The organism is Streptococcus mitis subsp. hohhotensis, assembly GCF_000722775.1.
GTDB lineage: Bacteria > Bacillota > Bacilli > Lactobacillales > Streptococcaceae > Streptococcus > Streptococcus carlssonii.
In genome coordinates, this window is the sequence record NZ_JPFZ01000013.1 from 83,306 (window position 1) to 101,946 (window position 18,641).

The following is an 18,641-nucleotide window of genomic DNA, read 5'->3' on the forward strand; positions in this document are numbered from 1 at the left end:
TTAAATTGTCAGGCCAGAACGGCCAGTTTTCACGGGGGTAAATCGATTTCTCGATTTAAAGGAACATTTAGGTTTCAATTTCAAAGTGAATCTAGGCATCGTCTCGCAGGCATAACTTTGGGTTAGGCAAGAGACGATAACGAAGAGTCACAAAGAAATTGGGAGCTAAATATTACCAAACGTAAGCGATAACTTCCCCACCAACATTCTTTTGGCGTGCTTCTTTATCAGTAAGCAAACCTTCAGAAGTTGAAAGGATAGCAATTCCAAGTCCGTTAAGAACTTTTGGAAGGTCTTCACGTTTTTTGTAGACACGAAGTCCTGGTTTAGAAACACGTTTCAAGTTAGTGATAACTTTTTCACCGTTTGGTCCGTATTTAAGGAATACACGGATGATGCCTTGTTTGTCATCTTCGATGATTTCAACGTTTTTTACAAAACCTTCGCGTTTAAGGATTTCAGCAATCCCTTTTTTGATGTTTGATGCAGGTACTTCAAGTACTTCGTGTTTCGCTTGGTTAGCGTTACGAATACGAGTTAGGAAGTCTGCGATTGGGTCAGTCATAACCATTTTGTTTTTCTCCTCTTACTAGTAGTTTGCAAGTTGCACTTGCTAGTTAATACATGATACAAAGAGCGTAACAGCAAGAGCAAAAATAGGCAATTTGATGCAGGAGCGATGCTCCAAAGAAAATTGGTCTTTTTTGCCAAAGCTGTAGCTCGTGTTCAAATTGGCAAGCCCAACTGAACCCGGGCTAAACTCTGTGTGAAAAAGATAAACTTTCCTAGAAACTTTAGTTTCTTCGTCAAGTTTCCTATTTTCACTTGGAGTTTTGACGCCCTTGATATCTTAAATTACCAAGATGCTTTTGTTACACCAGGGATTTGTCCTTTGTAAGCTAATTCACGGAAGCAAACACGGCAAAGTTTAAATTTGCGGTAAACTGAATGTGGACGACCACATTTTTCACAACGAGTATAAGCTTGAGTAGAGAACTTCGCTGGACGTTTGTTCTTAGCAATCATTGATTTTTTAGCCATTAGATTTACCTCCTATATTATTTTGCAAAAGGCATTCCAAGGCCTGTAAGCAATGCACGTGACTCTTCGTCAGTGTTAGCAGTTGTTACGATAACGATGTCAAGACCACGAGTTTTGTCAACGTCATCGAAGTTGATTTCTGGGAAGATCAATTGTTCTTTCACACCAAGTGTGTAGTTTCCGCGTCCATCAAATGATTTTGTTGGAACACCGTGGAAGTCACGTACACGTGGAAGTGAAACTGAAACCAATTTATCCAAGAATTCGTACATACGTTCACCACGAAGGGTAACTTTTGCACCGATCGCAACACCTTCACGAAGACGGAAGCCGGCGATTGATTTTTTAGCTTTAGTGATAAGTGGTTTTTGACCTGAGATAAGTGCCAATTCTTCAGCAGCTTTTTCAAGGCTTTTAGCGTTTGATACAGCTTCACCAACACCCATGTTCAAAACGATCTTATCTACTTTAGGCACAGCCATCACTGATGAGTAGTTGAATTGTTCTGTCAAAGCAGGAACTACTTCATTAAGATATTTTTCTTTTAAACGATTTGCCATTATACTTCTCCTTTCCTTCGTGATTAATCAAGCACTTCGCCTGATTTTTTGTTGTAGCGAACTTTTTTACCGTCTACAAATTTGTAACCAACACGACCAGCTACACCATTTTTGTCCAAAACTTGAACGTTTGATACGTGGATAGCTGCTTCTTTCTCGATGATACCACCTTGAGGAAGCTCGTTAGTTGGACGTTGGTGTTTCTTAACGATGTTAACACCTTCAACGATAACTTTGTTTACTTTTGGAAGGGCAGTAAGGACAACAGCTTCTGTTCCCTTATCTTTACCAGCGATTACGCGAACTTTGTCGCCTTTTTTTACAAACATTAGGTTTCTCCTTGATTTTTCTTACGCCCATAAGGGCACCCTGGAGGTAAATCCAGGGGACTAGTTTGTTTCTAAAAATTAAAGTACTTCTGGAGCAAGTGACACGATCTTCATGAAGCCACCTTCACGCAATTCACGTGCAACTGGGCCAAAGATACGTGTTCCGCGAGGAGTTTTGTCTTCACGGATGATAACTGCTGCGTTTTCGTCAAATTTGATGTATGAACCATCAGCACGACGAGCACCTGATTTAGTACGAACGATAACTGCTTTAACAACGTCACCTTTTTTAACCGCACCACCAGGAGTAGCTTGTTTTACAGATGCCACGATAACATCACCGATGTTTGCAAATTTACGTCCTGAACCACCAAGAACTTTGATAGTCAAGATTTCGCGAGCACCGCTGTTGTCTGCGACTTTCAAACGAGTTTCTGTTTGAATCATTTCAGTTTTCTCCTTTCAGGTTTGATTAGATGATGACCGCTTCTTCAACAACTTCTACAAGACGGAAACGTTTTGTAGCTGAAAGCGGGCGAGTTTCCATGATACGTACGATATCGCCTTCTTTGGCAACATTGTTTTCATCATGAGCTTTGTATTTTTTAGAGTAGTTAATACGTTTACCATAGACTGGGTGGTTACGTTTTGTTTCAACTACAACTGTGATTGTCTTGTCCATTTTGTCAGATACAACACGTCCAACAAGAACTTTACGATTATTGCGTTCCATTGAAATTTCTCCTTCCCTAGTCTATTATTTCGCTTCAGATTGAACTGTTTTGATACGAGCGATTTGTTTTTTAACTTCTTTCAAGCGAGCTGTTTGTTCCAATTGACCAGTAGCAGCTTGGAAACGAAGTTCAAACAATTCTTTTTTCAATTCGTTTTCGCGCTTCGCGAGTTCTTCTTGAGAAAGACCACGAAGTTCTTTAACAAATTCTTTTACTTCATTAAGTTTCATGCCTTCTCCTTATTCTGCTTCACGTTTTACGAATTTACATTTAACTGGCAATTTGTGGCTAGCAAGACGAAGCGCTTCGCGAGCGATCTCTTCAGATACACCAGCGATTTCGAACATCACTTTACCACGTTTAACTGGTGCTACCCAACCTTCAGGTGCCCCTTTACCAGATCCCATACGCACACCGATAGCTTTAGCAGTGTATGATTTGTGTGGGAAGATTTTAATCCAAACTTTACCACCACGTTTCATGTAACGAGTCATGGCGATACGAGCAGCTTCGATTTGGCGGTTAGTGATCCAGTGGCTAGTTGTAGCTTGAAGACCGTATTCACCGAATGCTACTTCTTTTCCACCTTTTGCTTCACCGCGCATTTTTCCACGGAATTCACGACGGTGTTTAACACGTTTAGGTACTAACATTGGTTATTTACCTCCTTTAGTGTTTTTGCGAGCTGGAAGAACTTCACCACGGTAGATCCATACTTTAACACCAAGTTTACCGTATGTAGTATCTGCTTCTTCCCAAGCGTAATCGATATCTGCACGAAGTGTGTGAAGTGGAACAGTTCCTTCAGAGTATCCTTCAGCACGGGCGATATCTGCACCGTTCAAACGACCTGATACTTGAGTTTTGATTCCTTTAGCTCCAGCACGCATTGCACGCTGGATTGCTTGTTTTTGTGCACGACGGAAAGCAACACGTTGCTCCAATTGACGAGCAATTCCTTCACCTACAAGATGAGCATCCAAATCAGGTTGTTTGATTTCGATGATGTTGATGTGTACTTGTTTTCCAGTCAATTTGTTAAGTTTTGCACGGAGTGCATCAACGTTAGCACCACCTTTACCGATTACCATACCTGGTTTAGCAGTGTGAAGTGAAACGTTAACTTTGTTTACTGCGCGTTCGATTTCGATAGTTGAAACTGCTGCGTCAGCAAGTTCTTTTTGAACGAATTTACGGATTGCAAGATCTTCATGAAGGTAATCCGCGTATTCTTTTTCAGCATACCATTTGGCATCCCAATCACGGATGATGCCGACACGCATACCAATTGGATGTACTTTTTGACCCACGATTTTACCTCCTTATTTTTCTGCAACAGCTACAGTGATGTGAGCTGTACGTTTGTTGATTGGTGAAGCTGAACCTTTCGCACGTGGACGGAAACGTTTCATAGTTGGTCCTTCGTTTGCGAATGCTTCAGATACTACCAAGTTAGCTTTATCCAAACCAAAGTTGTTTTCAGCGTTAGCTACAGCTGAGTTCAAAACTTTCAAGATGATTTCAGCAGCTTTGTTTGGAGTGAATGTCAAAATTGCGATTGCATCGGCTACGCTTTTACCACGGATGTTATCAAGAACAAGACGTGATTTACGAGGTGAAACACGTACTGTACGAGCCATTGCTTTAGCTGAAGTAATTTCTGCCATTTATGTTCTCCTTATTTTCTACGTGTTTTCTTGTCGTCTGCAGCGTGACCTTTGTAAGTACGAGTTGGTGCAAATTCACCAAGTTTGTGACCTACCATGTCTTCTTGGATGTAAACAGGTACGTGTTTACGTCCGTCATAAACTGCAATAGTGTAACCAATGAAACTTGGGAAGATCGTTGAACGACGTGACCAAGTTTTAATAACTTTTTTCTTTTCGTCGTTAGCTTGAGCTTCAACTTTTTTCATCAAATGCTCATCGACGAAAGGTCCTTTTTTAAGACTGCGTCCCATTTTTATATTTTCTCCTTTAAATGTTGTACCACAGCGGCTTGCGCTCACATGGAGCGCTACCGAGCTGGCGGATTTACTAGTTGCTTAAGCGACTAGTTTAATATTATTTCTCGTTGCGACGACGAACGATAAGTTTGTCAGATTTCGCTTTCTTGTTACGAGTTTTAAGACCAAGAGCAGGTTTGCCCCATGGAGTAGATGGTGCTTTACGACCAACTGGTGCTTTACCTTCACCACCACCGTGTGGGTGATCATTAGGGTTCATTACAGAACCACGAACTGTTGGGCGGATACCTTTCCAACGGCTACGTCCTGCTTTACCAAGGTTTACAAGTCCATGTTGTTCGTTTCCGACAACACCAACTGTAGCACGGCAAGTTCCAAGAATCATACGAACTTCACCTGATTGAAGACGAACAAGAACGTATTTACCTTCAGAACCCAATACTTGAGCAGATGCTCCAGCAGCACGTACCAATTCACCACCACGACCTGGTTTCAACTCGATGTTGTGGATCAAAGTACCAACTGGGATGTTAGCAAGTGGAAGAGCGTTTCCGACTTTGATATCTGCTTCTGGACCTGAAACGATACGTTGACCTACTTCAAGACCTTTTGGAGCGATGATGTATGCTTTCACACCGTCAGTGTAGTGTACAAGAGCGATGTTTGCAGAACGGTTTGGATCGTACTCGATAGTTTTAACAACTGCTTCAACGTTGTCTTTGTTACGTTTGAAGTCAACCAAACGGTAGAAACGTTTGTGTCCACCACCTTGGTGACGAACAGTGATACGACCGTTGTTGTTACGACCAGCCTTGCTCTTCAATGCAACAAGCAATGATTTTTCAGGAGTGCTTGTTGTGATTTCAGCGAAATCCAAAGAAGTCATATTACGGCGACCGTTTGTTGTTGGTTTATAAACACGAATTCCCACGATATTTCCTCCTTAGATTATTCAGCTTCAGCAACAAACAACTCGATTGCTTTTGAATCAGCTGTAAGTGTGATGATAGCTTTTTTAGTTTTGTTAGTAAAACCAGTGTAACGTCCAACACGTTTAGCTTTTGGTTTTACGTTGATTGTGTTAACGTTGGCAACTTTAACACCTTCGAAAGCAGCTTCAACAGCTTGCTTGATCAAAAGTTTGTGTGCACGAGTGTCAACTTCAAATACATATTTTCCTGCTTCAAGTTGAGCCATTGAGCTTTCAGTGATGACAGGTTTTTTGATAACATCATACAAATTCATTATGCAAGAACCTCCTCGATTTTAGAGATAGCTGCTTGTGTGACAAGAAGTTTGTCGCTATTTGCGATGTCAAGAACACTTGCAGTTGTAGCAGTTGCAACTTTCACGTTTGGAAGGTTACGAGCTGAAAGAGCTGCGAATTCATTTCCTTCTTCAAGGATAACAAGAACTTTAGAATCGATGCTCAATGCTGCAAGAACTTTTGCAAATTCAGCAGTTTTTGGAGCTGTAAATTCAAGAGAATCAACGGCTACAAATTTGTTTTCAGCAACTTTTTCAGAGTAAACTGATTTAAGAGCTAGGCGACGAACTTTTTGTGGAAGTTTGTAGCCGTATGAACGTGGAGTTGGTCCGAAGACAACACCACCACCACGCCATTGTGGTGAGCGGATAGAACCTTGACGAGCACGTCCAGTTCCTTTTTGACGCCATGGTTTGCGTCCACCACCTGATACTGCAGAGCGGTTTTTAACAGCGTGTGTTCCTTGGCGAAGGCTTGCGCGTTGGCTGATGATCACATCAAACACAACTGATTCATTTGGTTCGATACCAAATACTGCATCGTTAAGAACAACTTGGCCAGCTTCTTTACCAGTTTGGTCAAATAATGTTACGTTTGCCATTGTGACTGATTTCCCCTTTCTTTATTATTTACCAGCTTTAACTGCTGATTTGATAGTGATAAGAGATTTCTTAGCACCTGGTACGTTACCTTTGATAAGGATAACGTTCTTTTCTGGAACAACTTGTACAACTTCAAGGTTTTGAATTGTTACGCGGTCGCCACCCATACGTCCTGCAAGGTTTTTACCTTTAAATACGCGGTTAGGTGCAACAGGTCCCATAGAACCTGGACGACGGTGGTAACGAGAACCGTGAGCCATTGGTCCACGTGATTGTCCGTGGCGTTTGATAACACCTTGGAAACCTTTACCTTTAGAAGTACCAGTTACATCAACAACGTCTCCAGCCGCGAATGTTTCAACTGTGATTTCAGCGCCAACTTCCAAGCCTTCAACGTTTTTGAATTCACGAATGAAGCGCTTAGGAGCCGTGTTAGCTTTCGCTACATGTCCTTTAGCAGGTTTGTTGCTCAATACTTCGCGTTTGTCATCGAAACCAACTTGGATAGCGTTGTATCCGTCTGTTTCAACAGTTTTAACTTGAAGAACAACGTTTGGAGTTGCTTCAATAACTGTGACAGGGATCAATTCGCCAGCTTCAGTGAAGATTTGAGTCATTCCCACTTTTTTCCCTAAGATTCCTTTTGTCATGAGAAAATAGTTCCTTTTCTATATTTTTTATTCAAAAAGTTTTTAACGAGCGTTTTTTATGCTCAAGTCTAAGATACAAAGGGCGTCAAACTCAAAGTGAAAACAGGAAACTGACGCAGTGTCTAGCAGACACTAGGAAGTTTATCTTTTTCACACCGAGTTTAGCCCGTGTTCAATTAGATTGAAACACCAGCCTCTGCTCTTTTATATTTTAGATTAAAGTTTGATTTCTACGTTTACACCACTTGGAAGATCCAATTTCATCAAAGCATCAACTGTTTTTTGAGTTGGGTTAACGATATCGATCAAACGTTTGTGTGTACGCATTTCAAATTGTTCGCGAGAGTCTTTGTATTTGTGAGTCGCACGAATGATTGTGTAGAGGCTACGTTCAGTTGGAAGTGGGATTGGACCCGCAACTTGTGCACCTGTACGAGTAGCTGATTCTACGATTTTTGCAGCCGCTGTGTCAAGCGTACGGTGTTCGTAAGCTTTCAAACGGATACGGATTTTTTTGTTTGCCATCTTTTTCTCCTTTTCGTCTATTTAAGATAATAGGCTAGCTCCACAAGAAAACCGACGCGGTGTTGCGTGGCAATGCAACCGAGCGTGTCGCAACCTCTTGCATCAAAGCTAAGGCTGTAATTTACAGCACCATAATAGAATAACACAAAGCCCCTGCGATTGCAAGGGATTTGTTGCTGTTTTTTAAAATTTTTAACATGAAAATGTTTTCTTTTTTGACAGGTCATTTATTTAAGTATTTTATAGAAGAAAGTTACTCTCTCTTCACCTGTTCATAGCTTTCTTTTCCGTCATTGAGCTTGTCCCAAATCACTACTTGCCCACTTTGGAGCGATTTTTGCACATCGATAATTCGTTGATTGGACGAACCTCGAAACTGGAGCATGAGATTCCTCTTAGTTCGGTCATACCGTCCATCGACAAGGATGTCTATTAGCGACAATAATTCCAGTTTATCTGGAGTTTCCAACATCATTTCTTCCCAAGTATAGCCCGTCCAGGACCAGATGTCTTTATCTGGCAATTCCTTCCGAATGCGCTTAACGAGCGGCAAGAGAATACCCGTATTGAGAAAGGGCTCCCCTCCCAGTAAGGTCAAGCCTTGAACATAGGGCTGAGCAAGATCTGCCATGATCTGCTCTTCTAATTCTGCTGTATAGGGAATGCCAGCATTAAAAGACCAAGTCGCAACATTATAACATCCCTCGCAGTGAAACATACAGCCTGATACATAGAGAGAGTTACGCACGCCTTCTCCATCTACAAAGTTAAAGGCCTTGTAGTCAATGATACGACCTTGACTAAGTTCCTCGCTTTTCCATTCTTGTGGTTTTGGATTATTCATTCGCTACCTCTATCCAATAACGCTCGACTCCATTACGAGCATCCTCAAATATTCCACCATTTGCTAGAATGACTGCTCTACTAGCAGGATTATTCACACTACAGGTCACCAGAGCTTTCTTGATGTTCTTTTCCTTAGCGACTTGCAAGCCCTGACGGAGAGTTTCCTTAGCATAACTTTTCCCTCTTTCAGATGGACGAATAGAGTAGCCAATGTGGCCAGCATAATTCAGTAAATCCTCATTCAGTCTTAATCGCAGATTCAAAAATCCTAGAGCACGACCTATATCATCAAATGATACAAATTGAATAGAAGGAACACGATTTTCAGGCAAGTTTATTCCCATCTCTTTTTGCATATTTGTTTCCAACCACTCTTCATACACAAAGTTCTCTGTATCCCAAAATCCACCATCATGGGCTGATTGGCTCTTTTCAAACTCTGCCATCATGTCTAAAACTGTTTCTTTATCTGATAATCTTGGTCTGCGTAATTCCATCCTTACCTCCCACTATGAGAAAAGCGAGAGCTGACTCTCACTTTTATTTTTTCTTATTCTTATTTAAAAATTGTTCTCTGAGGTTGAGCAAGCGTTCTTTTTTACCAGCTCCACCTTTAGAGTGTTTCTCGTGATAACGGGTCACTTGTGCGCGACCCTTATCGTCTAATTGATATTTTCCCATCTCATTTCTTTCTAATTTGTTACTTGATGGCCAGCCATTTTAATCGTTGAGCCATTCATATGTTTGACACGCGCAGCGATTTCCTTGTGACGTCCATTAACCATCGGACGCGCTTGAGGATTACCTAGGTAGCCACAAGTTCGTTTGACCACATCTACTGTTTTAGGGTCGCTATTGCCACAGTTTGGACAAGCAAATCCTCTTTCAGTTGGTTCAAAATCCCCTTCAAAATCACACTTGTAGCAACGGTCAATCGGAGTATTGGTGCCTAGATAGCCTACACGGTCATAGGCATAGTCCCAGACAGCTTCCAAGGCCTTTGGATTTTGCTGAAGAACTGGATACTCACAGTAGTGGATAAAACCACCTGACGCACCTGCTTCTGGATAGACTTTCTCAAAGTCCAATTTTTCAAACGGTGTTGGATTTTTACGAACATCGTAGTGGAAAGAGTTAGTGTAGTATTCCTTATCTGTGATATCAGGAATAGAGCCGAACTTGTCTGTATCTAGTCGGCAGAAACGGTCTGTCAAGCTTTCGGACGGTGTTGAGTAGATAGAGAAATGGTAGCCATATTGGTCAGACCACTCTTCTACACGGCGTTTCATATCACGAATGATATCCAGCGTGAATTCCTTAGCATCTGGATTGCTTTCCCAGCTGTTACCAAAGAAAACAGTCGCTACTTCATACAAACCGATGTAACCCAGAGAAACGGTTGCGCGACGATTCTTAAAGAGCTGGTCAACACTTTCTTCTTTACCTAAACGATGGCCAAAAGCACCGTACTGATAAAGGATAGGAGCATTCGCTGGCGTCGCCTCTTTAGTGCGTTCGACACGATAAACAAGAGCATCTTCAGCGATATTCATCCGCTCGTTGAAGATTTCCCAGAACTTATTCATGTCGCCCTCAGACTCAAGAGCAATACGAGGCAGGTTAACCGTCACAACACCCAGATTCATACGACCCGAATTGACTTCTACACCATTTTCATCCTTCCACCCTTGAAGAAACGAACGGCAACCCATAGGCACCTTAAAAGAACCTGTCAAGTCAACAATCTTATCGTAAGACAAGACGTCTGGGTACATCCGCTTGGTTGCACACTCAAGAGCCAACTGCTTAATGTCGTAGTTGGGAGTCCCTTCTTCCAAGTTAAGACCTCTTTTCAGAGTAAAAATCAGTTTAGGGAAGATAGCCGTACGATGTTCTGAACCGAGGCCCTTAATTCGAATGTTTAAGATAGCTTTTTGAATTTCACGTTCAAAACGACTAGTTCCTAGACCAAAGCCTAGAGAAGTAAAAGGTGTTTGTCCATTTGAAGTAAAGAGAGTGTTGATTTCATACTCGAGAGATTGCATGGCATCGTAGATGTCTTTTTGGGTTTTCTTCCAAGCATAATCTTCCCGTTTTTCAGGCAAGACCCATTCTTCTGCATCTTTGAGATGTTTTTGGTAATTCTTCTCTGCGTACGGCGCCAAAACTTCATCGATACGGTCGGCTGAACAGCCTCCATACTGGCTAGAAGCAACGTTGGCAATGATTTGGGAAATCTGAGCTGTCGCAGTCTGAATAGACTTGGGACTCTCTACCTCCGCATTCCCAATCTTAAAACCATTTTCCAACATACCTTTAAAATCAATCAAACAGCAGTTGGTCATAGGTGTGTAGGGGCTATAATCCAAATCATGATAGTGGATATCCCCCTTTTGGTGGGCATTGGCTACGTGCTTAGGAAGCATTTGCAGTCCGATTGATTTTCCAACGATGCCCGCTGTCAAATCACGCTGGGTATTAAAGACATCGCTGTCTTTATTAGCATTTTCATTGACAACTGCCTGGTCTTTGTTGAGAAGCTTATGGATACTAAAGTTAATATCTGTCGCTTTTGAGCGCTCAAAATCCCTCTGTGTTCGATAAGTGATATACTCTTCAGCCAGCGCATATTCTTTAGCTTCAAGCAGTTCATGTTCTACGATATTTTGGATTTCGTAAATCTTAACTCCCTTTGGAAAGCGACTATGAATTTCTGTGACAATTCGCTCGGTCAGAGCATTTAGGCGCTTTTCAACCAAGGGTGTCACATCCATAACCTTGTCAGCCGCCTTGTGGAGAGCCTTGTCAATCTTGTCCACATCAAATACAACACGTCTCCCATCTCGTTTCTCGACGAAGAGAGTTGGCAAAATTGTAATTTTTTCTTCTAGTGCAATCATATGCATGCTCTTTTCTAAAATGTTCTTTCTAAAAAGTATTATACCACTCTAAAAAGAAAAATCAATATCTTGTGTTAAAAATCCTAAAATTTTTAAAAATACACAAGATATTGATTTAGTTATTTAATTTTATAGACTTTAAACTCTGAGTAATCAGTCTTTACTGGTTGGTAATTTTCTTTCAAGATTGTTTCCACTTCAGACCAGACTGCTACCTTATCGTTCACCACAATCACCTTGGGTTGTTTTTCTTTCAAGTCATTGAGTAGCTTATTCCGATTTTCCTCAGTTGCTGTATAGTGCATCGGGGACAAAATAGCCGATGGCGACAAGCGCTCACTCTTACGATAAAGAGTTGCAGTATCATCCCATGCATAGATAGCATCTTCCGTACTTGTCTCCTCTTTCACCAAATCAGCAAGACGCTCACGTTCTTGATAAGGTACTGGATAAAGGACAAACCTCATCAAAAAAGGAACAGCCAAAAGATATAACAGAGTTAAAATCGGTAGGTAAAGATTCCCCTTAGTATAGCGATGCCAGAGACCAACAGGCTCTTCTCTGCGTCTTCTTCTAACGCTACGACCACTCTGTTGCCCCTTGATATTGGATACTAAAAGCAGAAGAAAGACAGGGAAAATGAGCATCAAACGCGAGGCATGTAGGGGATCCTGTGTAAAGAAAATCACTACCAAACCTAAAATCAGGAATAGACTCGCAGGCACTGAGATGACATATAGTTTAGAGGATTTAGATTGAAAGAGACCTAAAAAGACAAAAACCAAAACTCCTATGCCAAGAGCCAACAACCCGTAAAACAAAACATTTTCTAACAATGCCGAAACAGAAGTCAAACGAATGGAATGAATTGGATACAAAATTCCACTAATCGCATCCTCAAAACTTCCTGTTGCAACACTATAGTAGGCAGTTGGATAAAAGACCAGTGAGAAACCTAAAGCCACTGCAAGAAACTGATAAAATCCATGCGCAAAGCGTCTATGCCCAAGGTTAAAGACCAACAAGCCTAAACTCACTACAGCAATAAACAGGAGAGATGACAAGGGAGCAAAGAAAAATCCGCCTGCCAAAGCCAGCCCAATCCGTACAAATCCCTTATCATGGCTTGGATTGCTTAGGTAAGCAGCAACTAAACTAAAGGCCGCGAATAAGAAGGGAAGCGCTAAAAGAGTCGCATAACCTCCACCAAACGCAAGACCTGTAACTAGCATATAAAAAATAGTCACCAGTTGTCCAGCTTGGTCTCCTTGCTCTGTCAAGGTGTCTGCCGATCGAAAGAGGAAAAATCCTCCTGCTACCAAGGCTAACCACTCAAAAATGGCAAAGAAAAATCCGCCCTGAGTCACGTAAGTCAGCAAATAATAAAGCAAACCTTGACTTCCATAATAGTCGCTGTAAATCTTCCCTGTCTGATGAAGGGCCCAACCTGCATAAAAATCCTGCACTTCCTGTGCACTCATTAAATCGAGTAATAGCGGTACTCCTAGAGTTATCCCTGTTACAAGCGTACTCCATAGTAAAATTTTTACCAAAGGAAGACGACTTGATTCACGATGATGCGATTCTTGTTCGATTTGGTATTCTAGAGGTTCACGATTCTCCTGATGAACTTCTTCTACTCTACCATACACACTCATATCGTTTCTCCTATTCAATTTATCTGTCTTAGTATATCAAAAAGTCCTAGGATTGTCAGCTTGCGATGGGTGTTTGAGTGATTTTTTGTATAGTTTCACAAAGGTTTCAATTTCTCGAAATCGGTGTAAATGTGTCTGTTTAAATGTCATGATATAGTTCAATTCTTTCTGGGTCAGCATCTTTCCTCCTACATCTTCTTATTCGTAAAAGACAAGAAAAAGAGGACTGGTTTGTGTCCTCAGTCCTAGATTTCTTATAAGATAGGGGCGAATAACTGGGCGATTTCTTTTACAAGCTTTTGATACCAGCTATTTTTTATCGTATGAGGGAAAATTTCTTGCGATGCTGAAAAAATCTCTTGAAAATCTTTTTGAATCTCAGCGATTGATTCTGTTTTATATAGCAAGACTGCATTTTCATAGTGGTGAAGCAAACTTCTATAATCTAAGTTAATGGTCCCAACTGCAGCAAAGTCCTTATCCACTAAGATTTGTTTACTGTGGATAAAGCCTGGACTATACTCAAAAATCCTTACTCCTGCTGACAACAAATCCGGATAGGCCCCTCTTGTGATGAGTTGGATTAATTTCTTATCTGGAATGAAAGGGGTCACAATACGGACATCAACACCCCTCATGGCCGCATTTTTAATACTCTCTGTTAAGTCATAGTCAATAATCAAATAGGGCGTTGTGATATAGACTGAATCAGTGGCCTGATTAATCAAACTTTGATAGACTTTTTTCCCTACCTGGGCACGGAAGATGGGCTTGGGTCCACTACCGTAAGGAATGCAGAGCCCTTGGCCAGAACAAGGCTGATTTTCCAAGTGATACTGGTCAAAATCGCTGATTTCCCCACGATTGATATACCAAGTCATCAAAAAGAGACGGGTGAGAGCCTTGACACCAAGACCATCTATGCGAATCCCACTGTCCTTCCAGTAGCCAAAGCGTTCTACATGATTGATGTACTCATCGGCTAAGTTAATGCCTCCTGTATAGGCTACCTGACCATCTATGACAAGGATTTTACGATGGTCCCGATTGTTGTAAGCCACCGTCAAGCGAGGAACCACCTTGTTAAATTTATGGGCTTCAATTCCTCGACTACGAAGTTGAATAGTATAGTCTCCAGGCAAAGTTGCCATACAGCCGATATCATCATAGAGCATCTTGATCTCTACACCTTGAGCTGCCTTTTGCTCTAGTATGTCTAGTATGCTATTCCACATCAGACCTTCTTCGACAATATAATACTCTAGAAAGATAAACTTTTCAGCTTTCTTGAGGTCTTCCAACATATATTGCCACATGCTTTCACCCGAAGAAAAGAATTGTGAGTCTGTTCGATCATAGACATCGGCGTTACTATCCATACTTAACAAAGATTTGATAACTCCGTAAGCCGCCTTATCCTCTTCCTTCAATTTCTGGCGGAGAGCTTTGCTATTATCCTCCCGAAAATGCATAGAACCAAGTTTGTCCAACTGCTTGATTTCTTTTTTGGATAATCGTCTTTCACCAAACATCAGATAGAGCAAGGGGCCAATGACCGGAACAAAAGTCACCACTAACCACATTACCTTGCTTTCAGGCGCCATGGAACGATTGACAATCGCTACGATAGTCGCCATACTCATGAAGATTAAGAGAACAACCCAAAGAATAGGGGCCATACGCCCTAAATAAAGAAAGAGACCAAAAACAAGACACAGTTCAAGCAGCATAATCGAAAGACTAAAACCATACTTGGACATCAATAATTGAAATTTTCTATATTTCATATCCCCTCCTTGATAGTTTGAATGATAAAAACAGGTAATTAAAACTAGTATAACTCAGGTATTCGGTAGAAGGCAAGTATTTATAATCATTTTTCTGAGCAAAAGCAAAAGAGACTAAAAAATCCAGTCTCCTTCTAGTCTATTTTGATAAAACAATGCGATCAGACGCTTCTCTATCCATATCGTCGATAATCATCTGACTGCCATTGATTGCATAAATCTTGACATCATCCCCAATCCCAATAATCATTCGTTGATTAGCGGCATCAAAGCTAACCTGCTTGATTTCTTGTTCCCCATCAGTTTCTACCTGTATCCAGGTGCCAGTTGTTCCAGTTACCACTAAAGTGATACGGTCTCCTTCGTCCTGACCAGTATAAGTTCCATCAATATTAGTTGGTTGAGCCTCAGGCGCATTCTGTGAAGAACTTGTCGTTGCCCGGTTTGTATTTTCTGTGGAAGATGAAGCAGCAGATTGTGATTGCTGAGTTTGTTGTGTTTGCGGTTGAGCTGCTGGTTGTTGAACCTGTTGAACTCTTTGTGAACAAGCTACTAAGAGACTAAGACTTACTAAAGTGGTCAACTTATCTGCTCATGCCCCAGTATGTGGCTCCGTACTTCTGAGATAAAATAGAGAGACCCTGTAATGAATAACAAGTCCTTGGTATCGGCTCTTTCTTCAAAACTGCTGATAAATTCTCGGTAAGAGGGAATTACATGGTAACCTGTTACATCTGTCTCGTCCAGAGAACCTTGATAGTCAAAACCAGTCACCTTGAGTTCCACCTGAGTCAAATTTTCAGTCAGATAACCTAACATCCCTTGATAATCCTTACGTTTCAAGGCTCCAAATAGGATTTGAGGATGATATCCTTCCCGCTCTTTTTCTTTGATAAACTCAACCAAGCGAGTCAAGGCAGGAAGGTTATGAGCACCATCCAAGTAAATCTGAGGACGAATACGCTCCAAACGGCCAGCCCAATGGGTCTTCTCCAAAGCCTGTCTTACAACCTGCTCATCAACAACTTCCTTTCTTTCTCCCATAAAAAGAAGAAAAGTTTGCAACGCCAAGGCCGCATTTTCCTGCTGATAAGTTCCTTCCAATCCTATTTTCAACTGCGAAAAAGTTCCCAAAGAACTTGAAAAATCACCATTCAGCATTGAAAAATCCTGACCTGCCTGATAAAGGTCAACAGCTAAAGATTCGGCTTTTTTCTGACATACAAGCCTAGCTTCTGAAGGCAACTTAGCAATCACTGCCTTTTTACCAGCCTTAAAAATACCAGCTTTCTGCTCTGCGATTGCTGCTATACTATCACCCAGAGTCTCCTGATGGTCAAGTCCGATGGAGGTAATGACAGCAATCTCTCCAGTTACCACATTGGTTGTGTCAAGTAAGCCACCAATTCCCACTTCTAGTAGAACCAAATCCACCTCTTGCTCTCTAAAATAAAGAAAAGCAATCAAGGTCAGCAATTCAAAAAAGGACAACTGGTCATGAGTTTGCAGAAGCATTTTTTCCATCTCCTTGACCTGCTCAGCCAAACGGATGAAGTCTGTGTCTGCTATAGGTTGCCCATTAATGCAGATTCGATCATTAATAGAGACGATATGAGGGGAGGTAAAGGTCGCAACTTTTTTGCCATGTCCCATAAATAACTCCCTCATAAAAGCAATGGTAGATCCTTTTCCATTAGTTCCTGTTACGTGGATAATAGGATAAGACTTCTCGGGATTCCCCAACAAATCCACTGCTTGCTGCATTCGGCCTAAACCTGACCTAAAATTCAAACCAATCCGACTATGAAGCCATTCTTCCACTTCAAACATACACATCTCCTTGACAAAAGTCTAATCAATTATCTAGTAAAATTCCGTAGATAACAAAAAATGAGGTCAGGATTTTCGTCCCGACCTCTTACCTGGTTAGCTAATCACTAGCTACTATGAAGTTAACGTGGGGTAAAAACATCCACTGGATATGCCTGCGTTTCTATTTTCTAGCGCAGGGCTAAACACGTCCCCCGGACTTACCAGTTCTCTCTTATTTTAAGGAACTGGGGTAAAAATGTTCACTGAACATTTTTACTCCTCCATAAAACTATTGAAGACTTCTTCAATCATGTTCCATTCGTCTTCTGAGTCTTCTGGGATTGGTTGCAATTCGCCTTCTGTTCCATCTTCGTTTTCGATGAATGAGTAAGCTTGAATTTCAACTTGTCCGTCTTCGTCTTCTTCTGCGTTAACTGGTACTAGAAGAACATAGTTTTTACCAAATTCTTCTTTTCCGTCAATCGTCAAAAGGATTTCAAACAAGGTTTCATTTCCTTGCTCATCTACTAATGTAATTAATTCACGTTCTTCGTGATCGTGGTTATGATCGTGTGACATAGCCTCTCCTTTATATTAAAATTTTCTATCTAAATAATTTTGTAAAATCAGCTGAGCTGCTAACTTATCAATGACTTTCTTGCGCTTATTGCGACTGATATCTGCTTGTTCAATCAACATGCGCTCAGCGGCAACTGTTGTCAAGCGTTCATCCTGATAGTCTACTGGTAAACCAAAAAGCTCTTCTAGCTTTGCTCCGTATGCTTGACTAGCTTCCACGCGCGGTCCGCTTGTATTGTTCATGTTTTTAGGCAAGCCTACTACAAATCGTTCCACCTTGTAAGTATCAACCAACTCCTTAACGCGGTCAAAACCAAATTGGCCTTGCTCCTCATTGATTTGGATGATTTCAAGCCCTTGAGCTGTAAAACCGAGCGGATCGCTAATCGCCACCCCTACCGTTTTTGAACCGACGTCCAATCCCATAATTCTCATAGGTTATAGATCGACTCCTTGTCCTTTAAGGTAGTAGCGGACCAATTCCTCAACGATTTCATCACGCTCATACTTACGGATTTGATTTCGTGCATTATTATAACGAGGAACGTAGGCAGGGTCTCCACTCAATACGTAGCCTACAATTTGGTTAATTGGGTTGTAGCCCTTATCGTTCAACGAAGCATAGACATCAGTCAAAGTTTCGCTAATTTCTTTTTTATTGGAATCGTCCAATTTAAAACGTACTGTTTCTTCAGTAAATCCCATTCTAACACCCTCTTTCCTTAGAATAGTACCATTATAGCATAATTCCTTACGTTCTACAATTCAGGCAGTCTATTTATTTGGATTTTCTACTGTTCTGTCGCGCCATTTGCCAATCTGTCTGAAATATATTTGCTTGGTTCATTCTTCAAGAGATTTTCCAAGCCAATATTCTTCAGATATTCCAATTGAGAAGCCTTCTTGACATCCAAAACTTGAAAATCAAAACTAGTCGTTGTTTGAAGTTCTGTTGCACTTAATAGTTTAGTTTCAAGCTTAAATCCTGCCAATTTACGAGCTTCTATGATGGACTCATCCTTCTCCTCCGCCTCGAGAAGAGCTTTTTGGGTTTCTTCCACTCCATGTTGGTCAATATAGGTCTTCAACTCATCAGAGACTGGACGTTTTTGTTGAATGGTTAGGTTCAAAAAAGTCTTGTCTTTATAAGTAATGGTTTGGGTTTGCTGGCTGCCATCATCTGACTTGGGCAAGACCAAAGTCTTGGTGACAACTGTGTTCTTCTCAGCATTCTCAATAACTGGCAATGCCGATTGAAGCGTATCCTTTTCTGTTTTTGTAGCTGGTCCAGTTTCTTTTTTCTGTCCGCAACCAACCAGGACAAAAAGGAAAGCTAGACTAACAAGAACTATTTTTTTCATTTCTTTCTTCTTTCTTTTTGAAAT

At 41.2% G+C, this 18,641-nt stretch carries 28 protein-coding genes; all 28 read right to left on the reverse strand.

Annotation, left to right across the window (positions count from 1 at the left end; translation table 11 throughout):
• Positions 1 to 172: 172 nt before the first annotated feature.
• Positions 173 to 571, reverse strand: a complete 399-nt coding sequence (rpsH, locus tag SK608_RS09245) for a 30S ribosomal protein S8 (protein ID WP_000245504.1) — start codon at positions 569 to 571, stop codon at positions 173 to 175.
• 284 nt (positions 572 to 855) lie between these two features.
• Complete coding sequence (locus tag SK608_RS09250; RefSeq protein WP_001085697.1) at positions 856 to 1,041, reverse strand: type Z 30S ribosomal protein S14; 186 nt, start codon at positions 1,039 to 1,041, stop codon at positions 856 to 858.
• A 17-nt stretch (positions 1,042 to 1,058) separates the two neighbouring features.
• Positions 1,059 to 1,601, reverse strand: a complete 543-nt coding sequence (rplE, locus tag SK608_RS09255; protein ID WP_000013542.1) for a 50S ribosomal protein L5 — start codon at positions 1,599 to 1,601, stop codon at positions 1,059 to 1,061.
• A gap of 23 nt (positions 1,602 to 1,624) precedes the next feature.
• Positions 1,625 to 1,930: a 50S ribosomal protein L24 gene (rplX, locus tag SK608_RS09260; protein WP_000497691.1), complete on the reverse strand. Its 306-nt coding sequence runs from the start codon at positions 1,928 to 1,930 to the stop codon at positions 1,625 to 1,627.
• Between the two features lie 78 nt (positions 1,931 to 2,008).
• Positions 2,009 to 2,377 (reverse strand): 50S ribosomal protein L14, encoded by a 369-nt coding sequence (gene rplN, locus SK608_RS09265; protein ID WP_000616545.1) that lies wholly within the window; start codon positions 2,375 to 2,377, stop codon positions 2,009 to 2,011.
• Between the two features lie 25 nt (positions 2,378 to 2,402).
• Positions 2,403 to 2,663, reverse strand: coding sequence for a 30S ribosomal protein S17 (gene rpsQ, locus SK608_RS09270; protein WP_000440801.1), 261 nt, complete (start codon positions 2,661 to 2,663; stop codon positions 2,403 to 2,405).
• A 24-nt stretch (positions 2,664 to 2,687) separates the two neighbouring features.
• Entirely contained in the window at positions 2,688 to 2,894 is a 207-nt protein-coding gene (gene rpmC / locus SK608_RS09275) for a 50S ribosomal protein L29 (protein ID WP_000772918.1), read from the reverse strand.
• Positions 2,895 to 2,903: 9 nt separating this feature from the next.
• Complete coding sequence (rplP, locus tag SK608_RS09280) at positions 2,904 to 3,317, reverse strand: 50S ribosomal protein L16 (RefSeq protein WP_000960946.1); 414 nt, start codon at positions 3,315 to 3,317, stop codon at positions 2,904 to 2,906.
• Positions 3,318 to 3,320: 3 nt separating this feature from the next.
• Positions 3,321 to 3,974 (reverse strand): 30S ribosomal protein S3, encoded by a 654-nt coding sequence (gene rpsC / locus SK608_RS09285; RefSeq protein ID WP_000529936.1) that lies wholly within the window; start codon positions 3,972 to 3,974, stop codon positions 3,321 to 3,323.
• Between the two features lie 12 nt (positions 3,975 to 3,986).
• Positions 3,987 to 4,331 carry a 50S ribosomal protein L22 gene (gene rplV / locus SK608_RS09290; RefSeq protein ID WP_000818137.1) on the reverse strand — a complete coding sequence of 115 codons (345 nt, stop codon included), beginning with the start codon at positions 4,329 to 4,331 and terminating at the stop codon, positions 3,987 to 3,989.
• A gap of 11 nt (positions 4,332 to 4,342) precedes the next feature.
• Positions 4,343 to 4,624: a 30S ribosomal protein S19 gene (gene rpsS / locus SK608_RS09295; RefSeq protein WP_000533766.1), complete on the reverse strand. Its 282-nt coding sequence runs from the start codon at positions 4,622 to 4,624 to the stop codon at positions 4,343 to 4,345.
• A gap of 103 nt (positions 4,625 to 4,727) precedes the next feature.
• Positions 4,728 to 5,561: a 50S ribosomal protein L2 gene (gene rplB / locus SK608_RS09300; RefSeq protein WP_000512911.1), complete on the reverse strand. Its 834-nt coding sequence runs from the start codon at positions 5,559 to 5,561 to the stop codon at positions 4,728 to 4,730.
• 17 nt (positions 5,562 to 5,578) lie between these two features.
• Entirely contained in the window at positions 5,579 to 5,875 is a 297-nt protein-coding gene (locus tag SK608_RS09305; RefSeq protein WP_033678519.1) for a 50S ribosomal protein L23, read from the reverse strand.
• A complete protein-coding gene (gene rplD / locus SK608_RS09310; RefSeq protein ID WP_000024539.1) occupies positions 5,875 to 6,498 on the reverse strand; it encodes a 50S ribosomal protein L4 in 624 nt (207 codons plus the stop codon). The genes SK608_RS09305 and rplD overlap by 1 nt, the downstream gene beginning before the upstream one ends.
• A gap of 24 nt (positions 6,499 to 6,522) precedes the next feature.
• Positions 6,523 to 7,149: a 50S ribosomal protein L3 gene (gene rplC / locus SK608_RS09315; RefSeq protein WP_000160197.1), complete on the reverse strand. Its 627-nt coding sequence runs from the start codon at positions 7,147 to 7,149 to the stop codon at positions 6,523 to 6,525.
• 216 nt (positions 7,150 to 7,365) lie between these two features.
• The gene (rpsJ, locus tag SK608_RS09320; protein WP_001284513.1) at positions 7,366 to 7,674 is read right to left on the reverse strand and encodes a 30S ribosomal protein S10; all 309 of its coding nucleotides are present in this window, start codon (positions 7,672 to 7,674) and stop codon (positions 7,366 to 7,368) included.
• Positions 7,675 to 7,927: 253 nt separating this feature from the next.
• Positions 7,928 to 8,518, reverse strand: a complete 591-nt coding sequence (gene nrdG / locus SK608_RS09325) for an anaerobic ribonucleoside-triphosphate reductase activating protein (RefSeq protein WP_033678521.1) — start codon at positions 8,516 to 8,518, stop codon at positions 7,928 to 7,930.
• Positions 8,511 to 9,017: a GNAT family N-acetyltransferase gene (locus SK608_RS09330; protein ID WP_000423428.1), complete on the reverse strand. Its 507-nt coding sequence runs from the start codon at positions 9,015 to 9,017 to the stop codon at positions 8,511 to 8,513. Before SK608_RS09330 ends, nrdG begins: the two co-directional genes overlap by 8 nt.
• 43 nt (positions 9,018 to 9,060) lie before the next feature.
• On the reverse strand, positions 9,061 to 9,201 hold the full coding sequence (locus SK608_RS09335; protein WP_000521618.1) for a hypothetical protein: 141 nt from the start codon (positions 9,199 to 9,201) through the stop codon (positions 9,061 to 9,063).
• Positions 9,202 to 9,212: 11 nt separating this feature from the next.
• Positions 9,213 to 11,420 (reverse strand): anaerobic ribonucleoside-triphosphate reductase, encoded by a 2,208-nt coding sequence (gene nrdD / locus SK608_RS09340; protein WP_033678523.1) that lies wholly within the window; start codon positions 11,418 to 11,420, stop codon positions 9,213 to 9,215.
• 119 nt (positions 11,421 to 11,539) lie between these two features.
• The gene (locus tag SK608_RS09345; protein ID WP_033678524.1) at positions 11,540 to 13,078 is read right to left on the reverse strand and encodes a hypothetical protein; all 1,539 of its coding nucleotides are present in this window, start codon (positions 13,076 to 13,078) and stop codon (positions 11,540 to 11,542) included.
• Between the two features lie 254 nt (positions 13,079 to 13,332).
• Positions 13,333 to 14,865 carry a cardiolipin synthase gene (cls, locus tag SK608_RS09355; RefSeq protein ID WP_033678526.1) on the reverse strand — a complete coding sequence of 511 codons (1,533 nt, stop codon included), beginning with the start codon at positions 14,863 to 14,865 and terminating at the stop codon, positions 13,333 to 13,335.
• A gap of 139 nt (positions 14,866 to 15,004) precedes the next feature.
• Positions 15,005 to 15,448 (reverse strand): SP_0198 family lipoprotein, encoded by a 444-nt coding sequence (locus tag SK608_RS09360; protein ID WP_000210275.1) that lies wholly within the window; start codon positions 15,446 to 15,448, stop codon positions 15,005 to 15,007.
• A complete protein-coding gene (locus tag SK608_RS09365) occupies positions 15,445 to 16,695 on the reverse strand; it encodes a bifunctional folylpolyglutamate synthase/dihydrofolate synthase (RefSeq protein WP_000464319.1) in 1,251 nt (416 codons plus the stop codon). The genes SK608_RS09360 and SK608_RS09365 overlap by 4 nt, the downstream gene beginning before the upstream one ends.
• A 255-nt stretch (positions 16,696 to 16,950) precedes the next feature.
• The gene (locus SK608_RS09370) at positions 16,951 to 17,256 is read right to left on the reverse strand and encodes a DUF1292 domain-containing protein (RefSeq protein WP_000017620.1); all 306 of its coding nucleotides are present in this window, start codon (positions 17,254 to 17,256) and stop codon (positions 16,951 to 16,953) included.
• Positions 17,257 to 17,271: 15 nt separating this feature from the next.
• Complete coding sequence (gene ruvX, locus SK608_RS09375) at positions 17,272 to 17,691, reverse strand: Holliday junction resolvase RuvX (protein WP_004239076.1); 420 nt, start codon at positions 17,689 to 17,691, stop codon at positions 17,272 to 17,274.
• A gap of 3 nt (positions 17,692 to 17,694) precedes the next feature.
• A complete protein-coding gene (locus SK608_RS09380; protein WP_000507059.1) occupies positions 17,695 to 17,961 on the reverse strand; it encodes an IreB family regulatory phosphoprotein in 267 nt (88 codons plus the stop codon).
• 86 nt (positions 17,962 to 18,047) lie between these two features.
• Positions 18,048 to 18,617 carry an SP0191 family lipoprotein gene (locus tag SK608_RS09385; protein ID WP_000725132.1) on the reverse strand — a complete coding sequence of 190 codons (570 nt, stop codon included), beginning with the start codon at positions 18,615 to 18,617 and terminating at the stop codon, positions 18,048 to 18,050.
• Between the last annotated feature and the right edge of the window lie 24 nt (positions 18,618 to 18,641).

Bases quoted from the DNA above. Each gene is read 5' to 3' on its own strand.
- nrdD (WP_033678523.1), bottom strand. From the start codon at position 11,420: ATGATTGCACTAGAAGAAAAAATTACAATTTTGCCAACTCTCTTCGTC.
- SK608_RS09385 (WP_000725132.1), bottom strand. From the start codon at position 18,617: ATGAAAAAAATAGTTCTTGTTAGTCTAGCTTTCCTTTTTGTCCTGGTT.
- SK608_RS09365 (WP_000464319.1), bottom strand. From the start codon at position 16,695: ATGTTTGAAGTGGAAGAATGGCTTCATAGTCGGATTGGTTTGAATTTT.
- SK608_RS09345 (WP_033678524.1), bottom strand. From the start codon at position 13,078: ATGAGTGTGTATGGTAGAGTAGAAGAAGTTCATCAGGAGAATCGTGAA.
- SK608_RS09330 (WP_000423428.1), bottom strand. From the start codon at position 9,017: ATGGAATTACGCAGACCAAGATTATCAGATAAAGAAACAGTTTTAGAC.
- rpsS (WP_000533766.1), bottom strand. From the start codon at position 4,624: ATGGGACGCAGTCTTAAAAAAGGACCTTTCGTCGATGAGCATTTGATG.
- rplN (WP_000616545.1), bottom strand. From the start codon at position 2,377: ATGATTCAAACAGAAACTCGTTTGAAAGTCGCAGACAACAGCGGTGCT.
- SK608_RS09305 (WP_033678519.1), bottom strand. From the start codon at position 5,875: ATGAATTTGTATGATGTTATCAAAAAACCTGTCATCACTGAAAGCTCA.
- rpsH (WP_000245504.1), bottom strand. From the start codon at position 571: ATGGTTATGACTGACCCAATCGCAGACTTCCTAACTCGTATTCGTAAC.
- rpsQ (WP_000440801.1), bottom strand. From the start codon at position 2,663: ATGGAACGCAATAATCGTAAAGTTCTTGTTGGACGTGTTGTATCTGAC.
- rplC (WP_000160197.1), bottom strand. From the start codon at position 7,149: ATGACAAAAGGAATCTTAGGGAAAAAAGTGGGAATGACTCAAATCTTC.
- rplP (WP_000960946.1), bottom strand. From the start codon at position 3,317: ATGTTAGTACCTAAACGTGTTAAACACCGTCGTGAATTCCGTGGAAAA.
- rpmC (WP_000772918.1), bottom strand. From the start codon at position 2,894: ATGAAACTTAATGAAGTAAAAGAATTTGTTAAAGAACTTCGTGGTCTT.
- cls (WP_033678526.1), bottom strand. From the start codon at position 14,865: ATGAAATATAGAAAATTTCAATTATTGATGTCCAAGTATGGTTTTAGT.
- rplX (WP_000497691.1), bottom strand. From the start codon at position 1,930: ATGTTTGTAAAAAAAGGCGACAAAGTTCGCGTAATCGCTGGTAAAGAT.
- SK608_RS09250 (WP_001085697.1), bottom strand. From the start codon at position 1,041: ATGGCTAAAAAATCAATGATTGCTAAGAACAAACGTCCAGCGAAGTTC.
- rplD (WP_000024539.1), bottom strand. From the start codon at position 6,498: ATGGCAAACGTAACATTATTTGACCAAACTGGTAAAGAAGCTGGCCAA.
- SK608_RS09380 (WP_000507059.1), bottom strand. From the start codon at position 17,961: ATGGGATTTACTGAAGAAACAGTACGTTTTAAATTGGACGATTCCAAT.
- rpsJ (WP_001284513.1), bottom strand. From the start codon at position 7,674: ATGGCAAACAAAAAAATCCGTATCCGTTTGAAAGCTTACGAACACCGT.
- SK608_RS09370 (WP_000017620.1), bottom strand. From the start codon at position 17,256: ATGTCACACGATCATAACCACGATCACGAAGAACGTGAATTAATTACA.
- rplE (WP_000013542.1), bottom strand. From the start codon at position 1,601: ATGGCAAATCGTTTAAAAGAAAAATATCTTAATGAAGTAGTTCCTGCT.
- SK608_RS09335 (WP_000521618.1), bottom strand. From the start codon at position 9,201: ATGGGAAAATATCAATTAGACGATAAGGGTCGCGCACAAGTGACCCGT.
- ruvX (WP_004239076.1), bottom strand. From the start codon at position 17,691: ATGAGAATTATGGGATTGGACGTCGGTTCAAAAACGGTAGGGGTGGCG.
- rplV (WP_000818137.1), bottom strand. From the start codon at position 4,331: ATGGCAGAAATTACTTCAGCTAAAGCAATGGCTCGTACAGTACGTGTT.
- nrdG (WP_033678521.1), bottom strand. From the start codon at position 8,518: ATGAATAATCCAAAACCACAAGAATGGAAAAGCGAGGAACTTAGTCAA.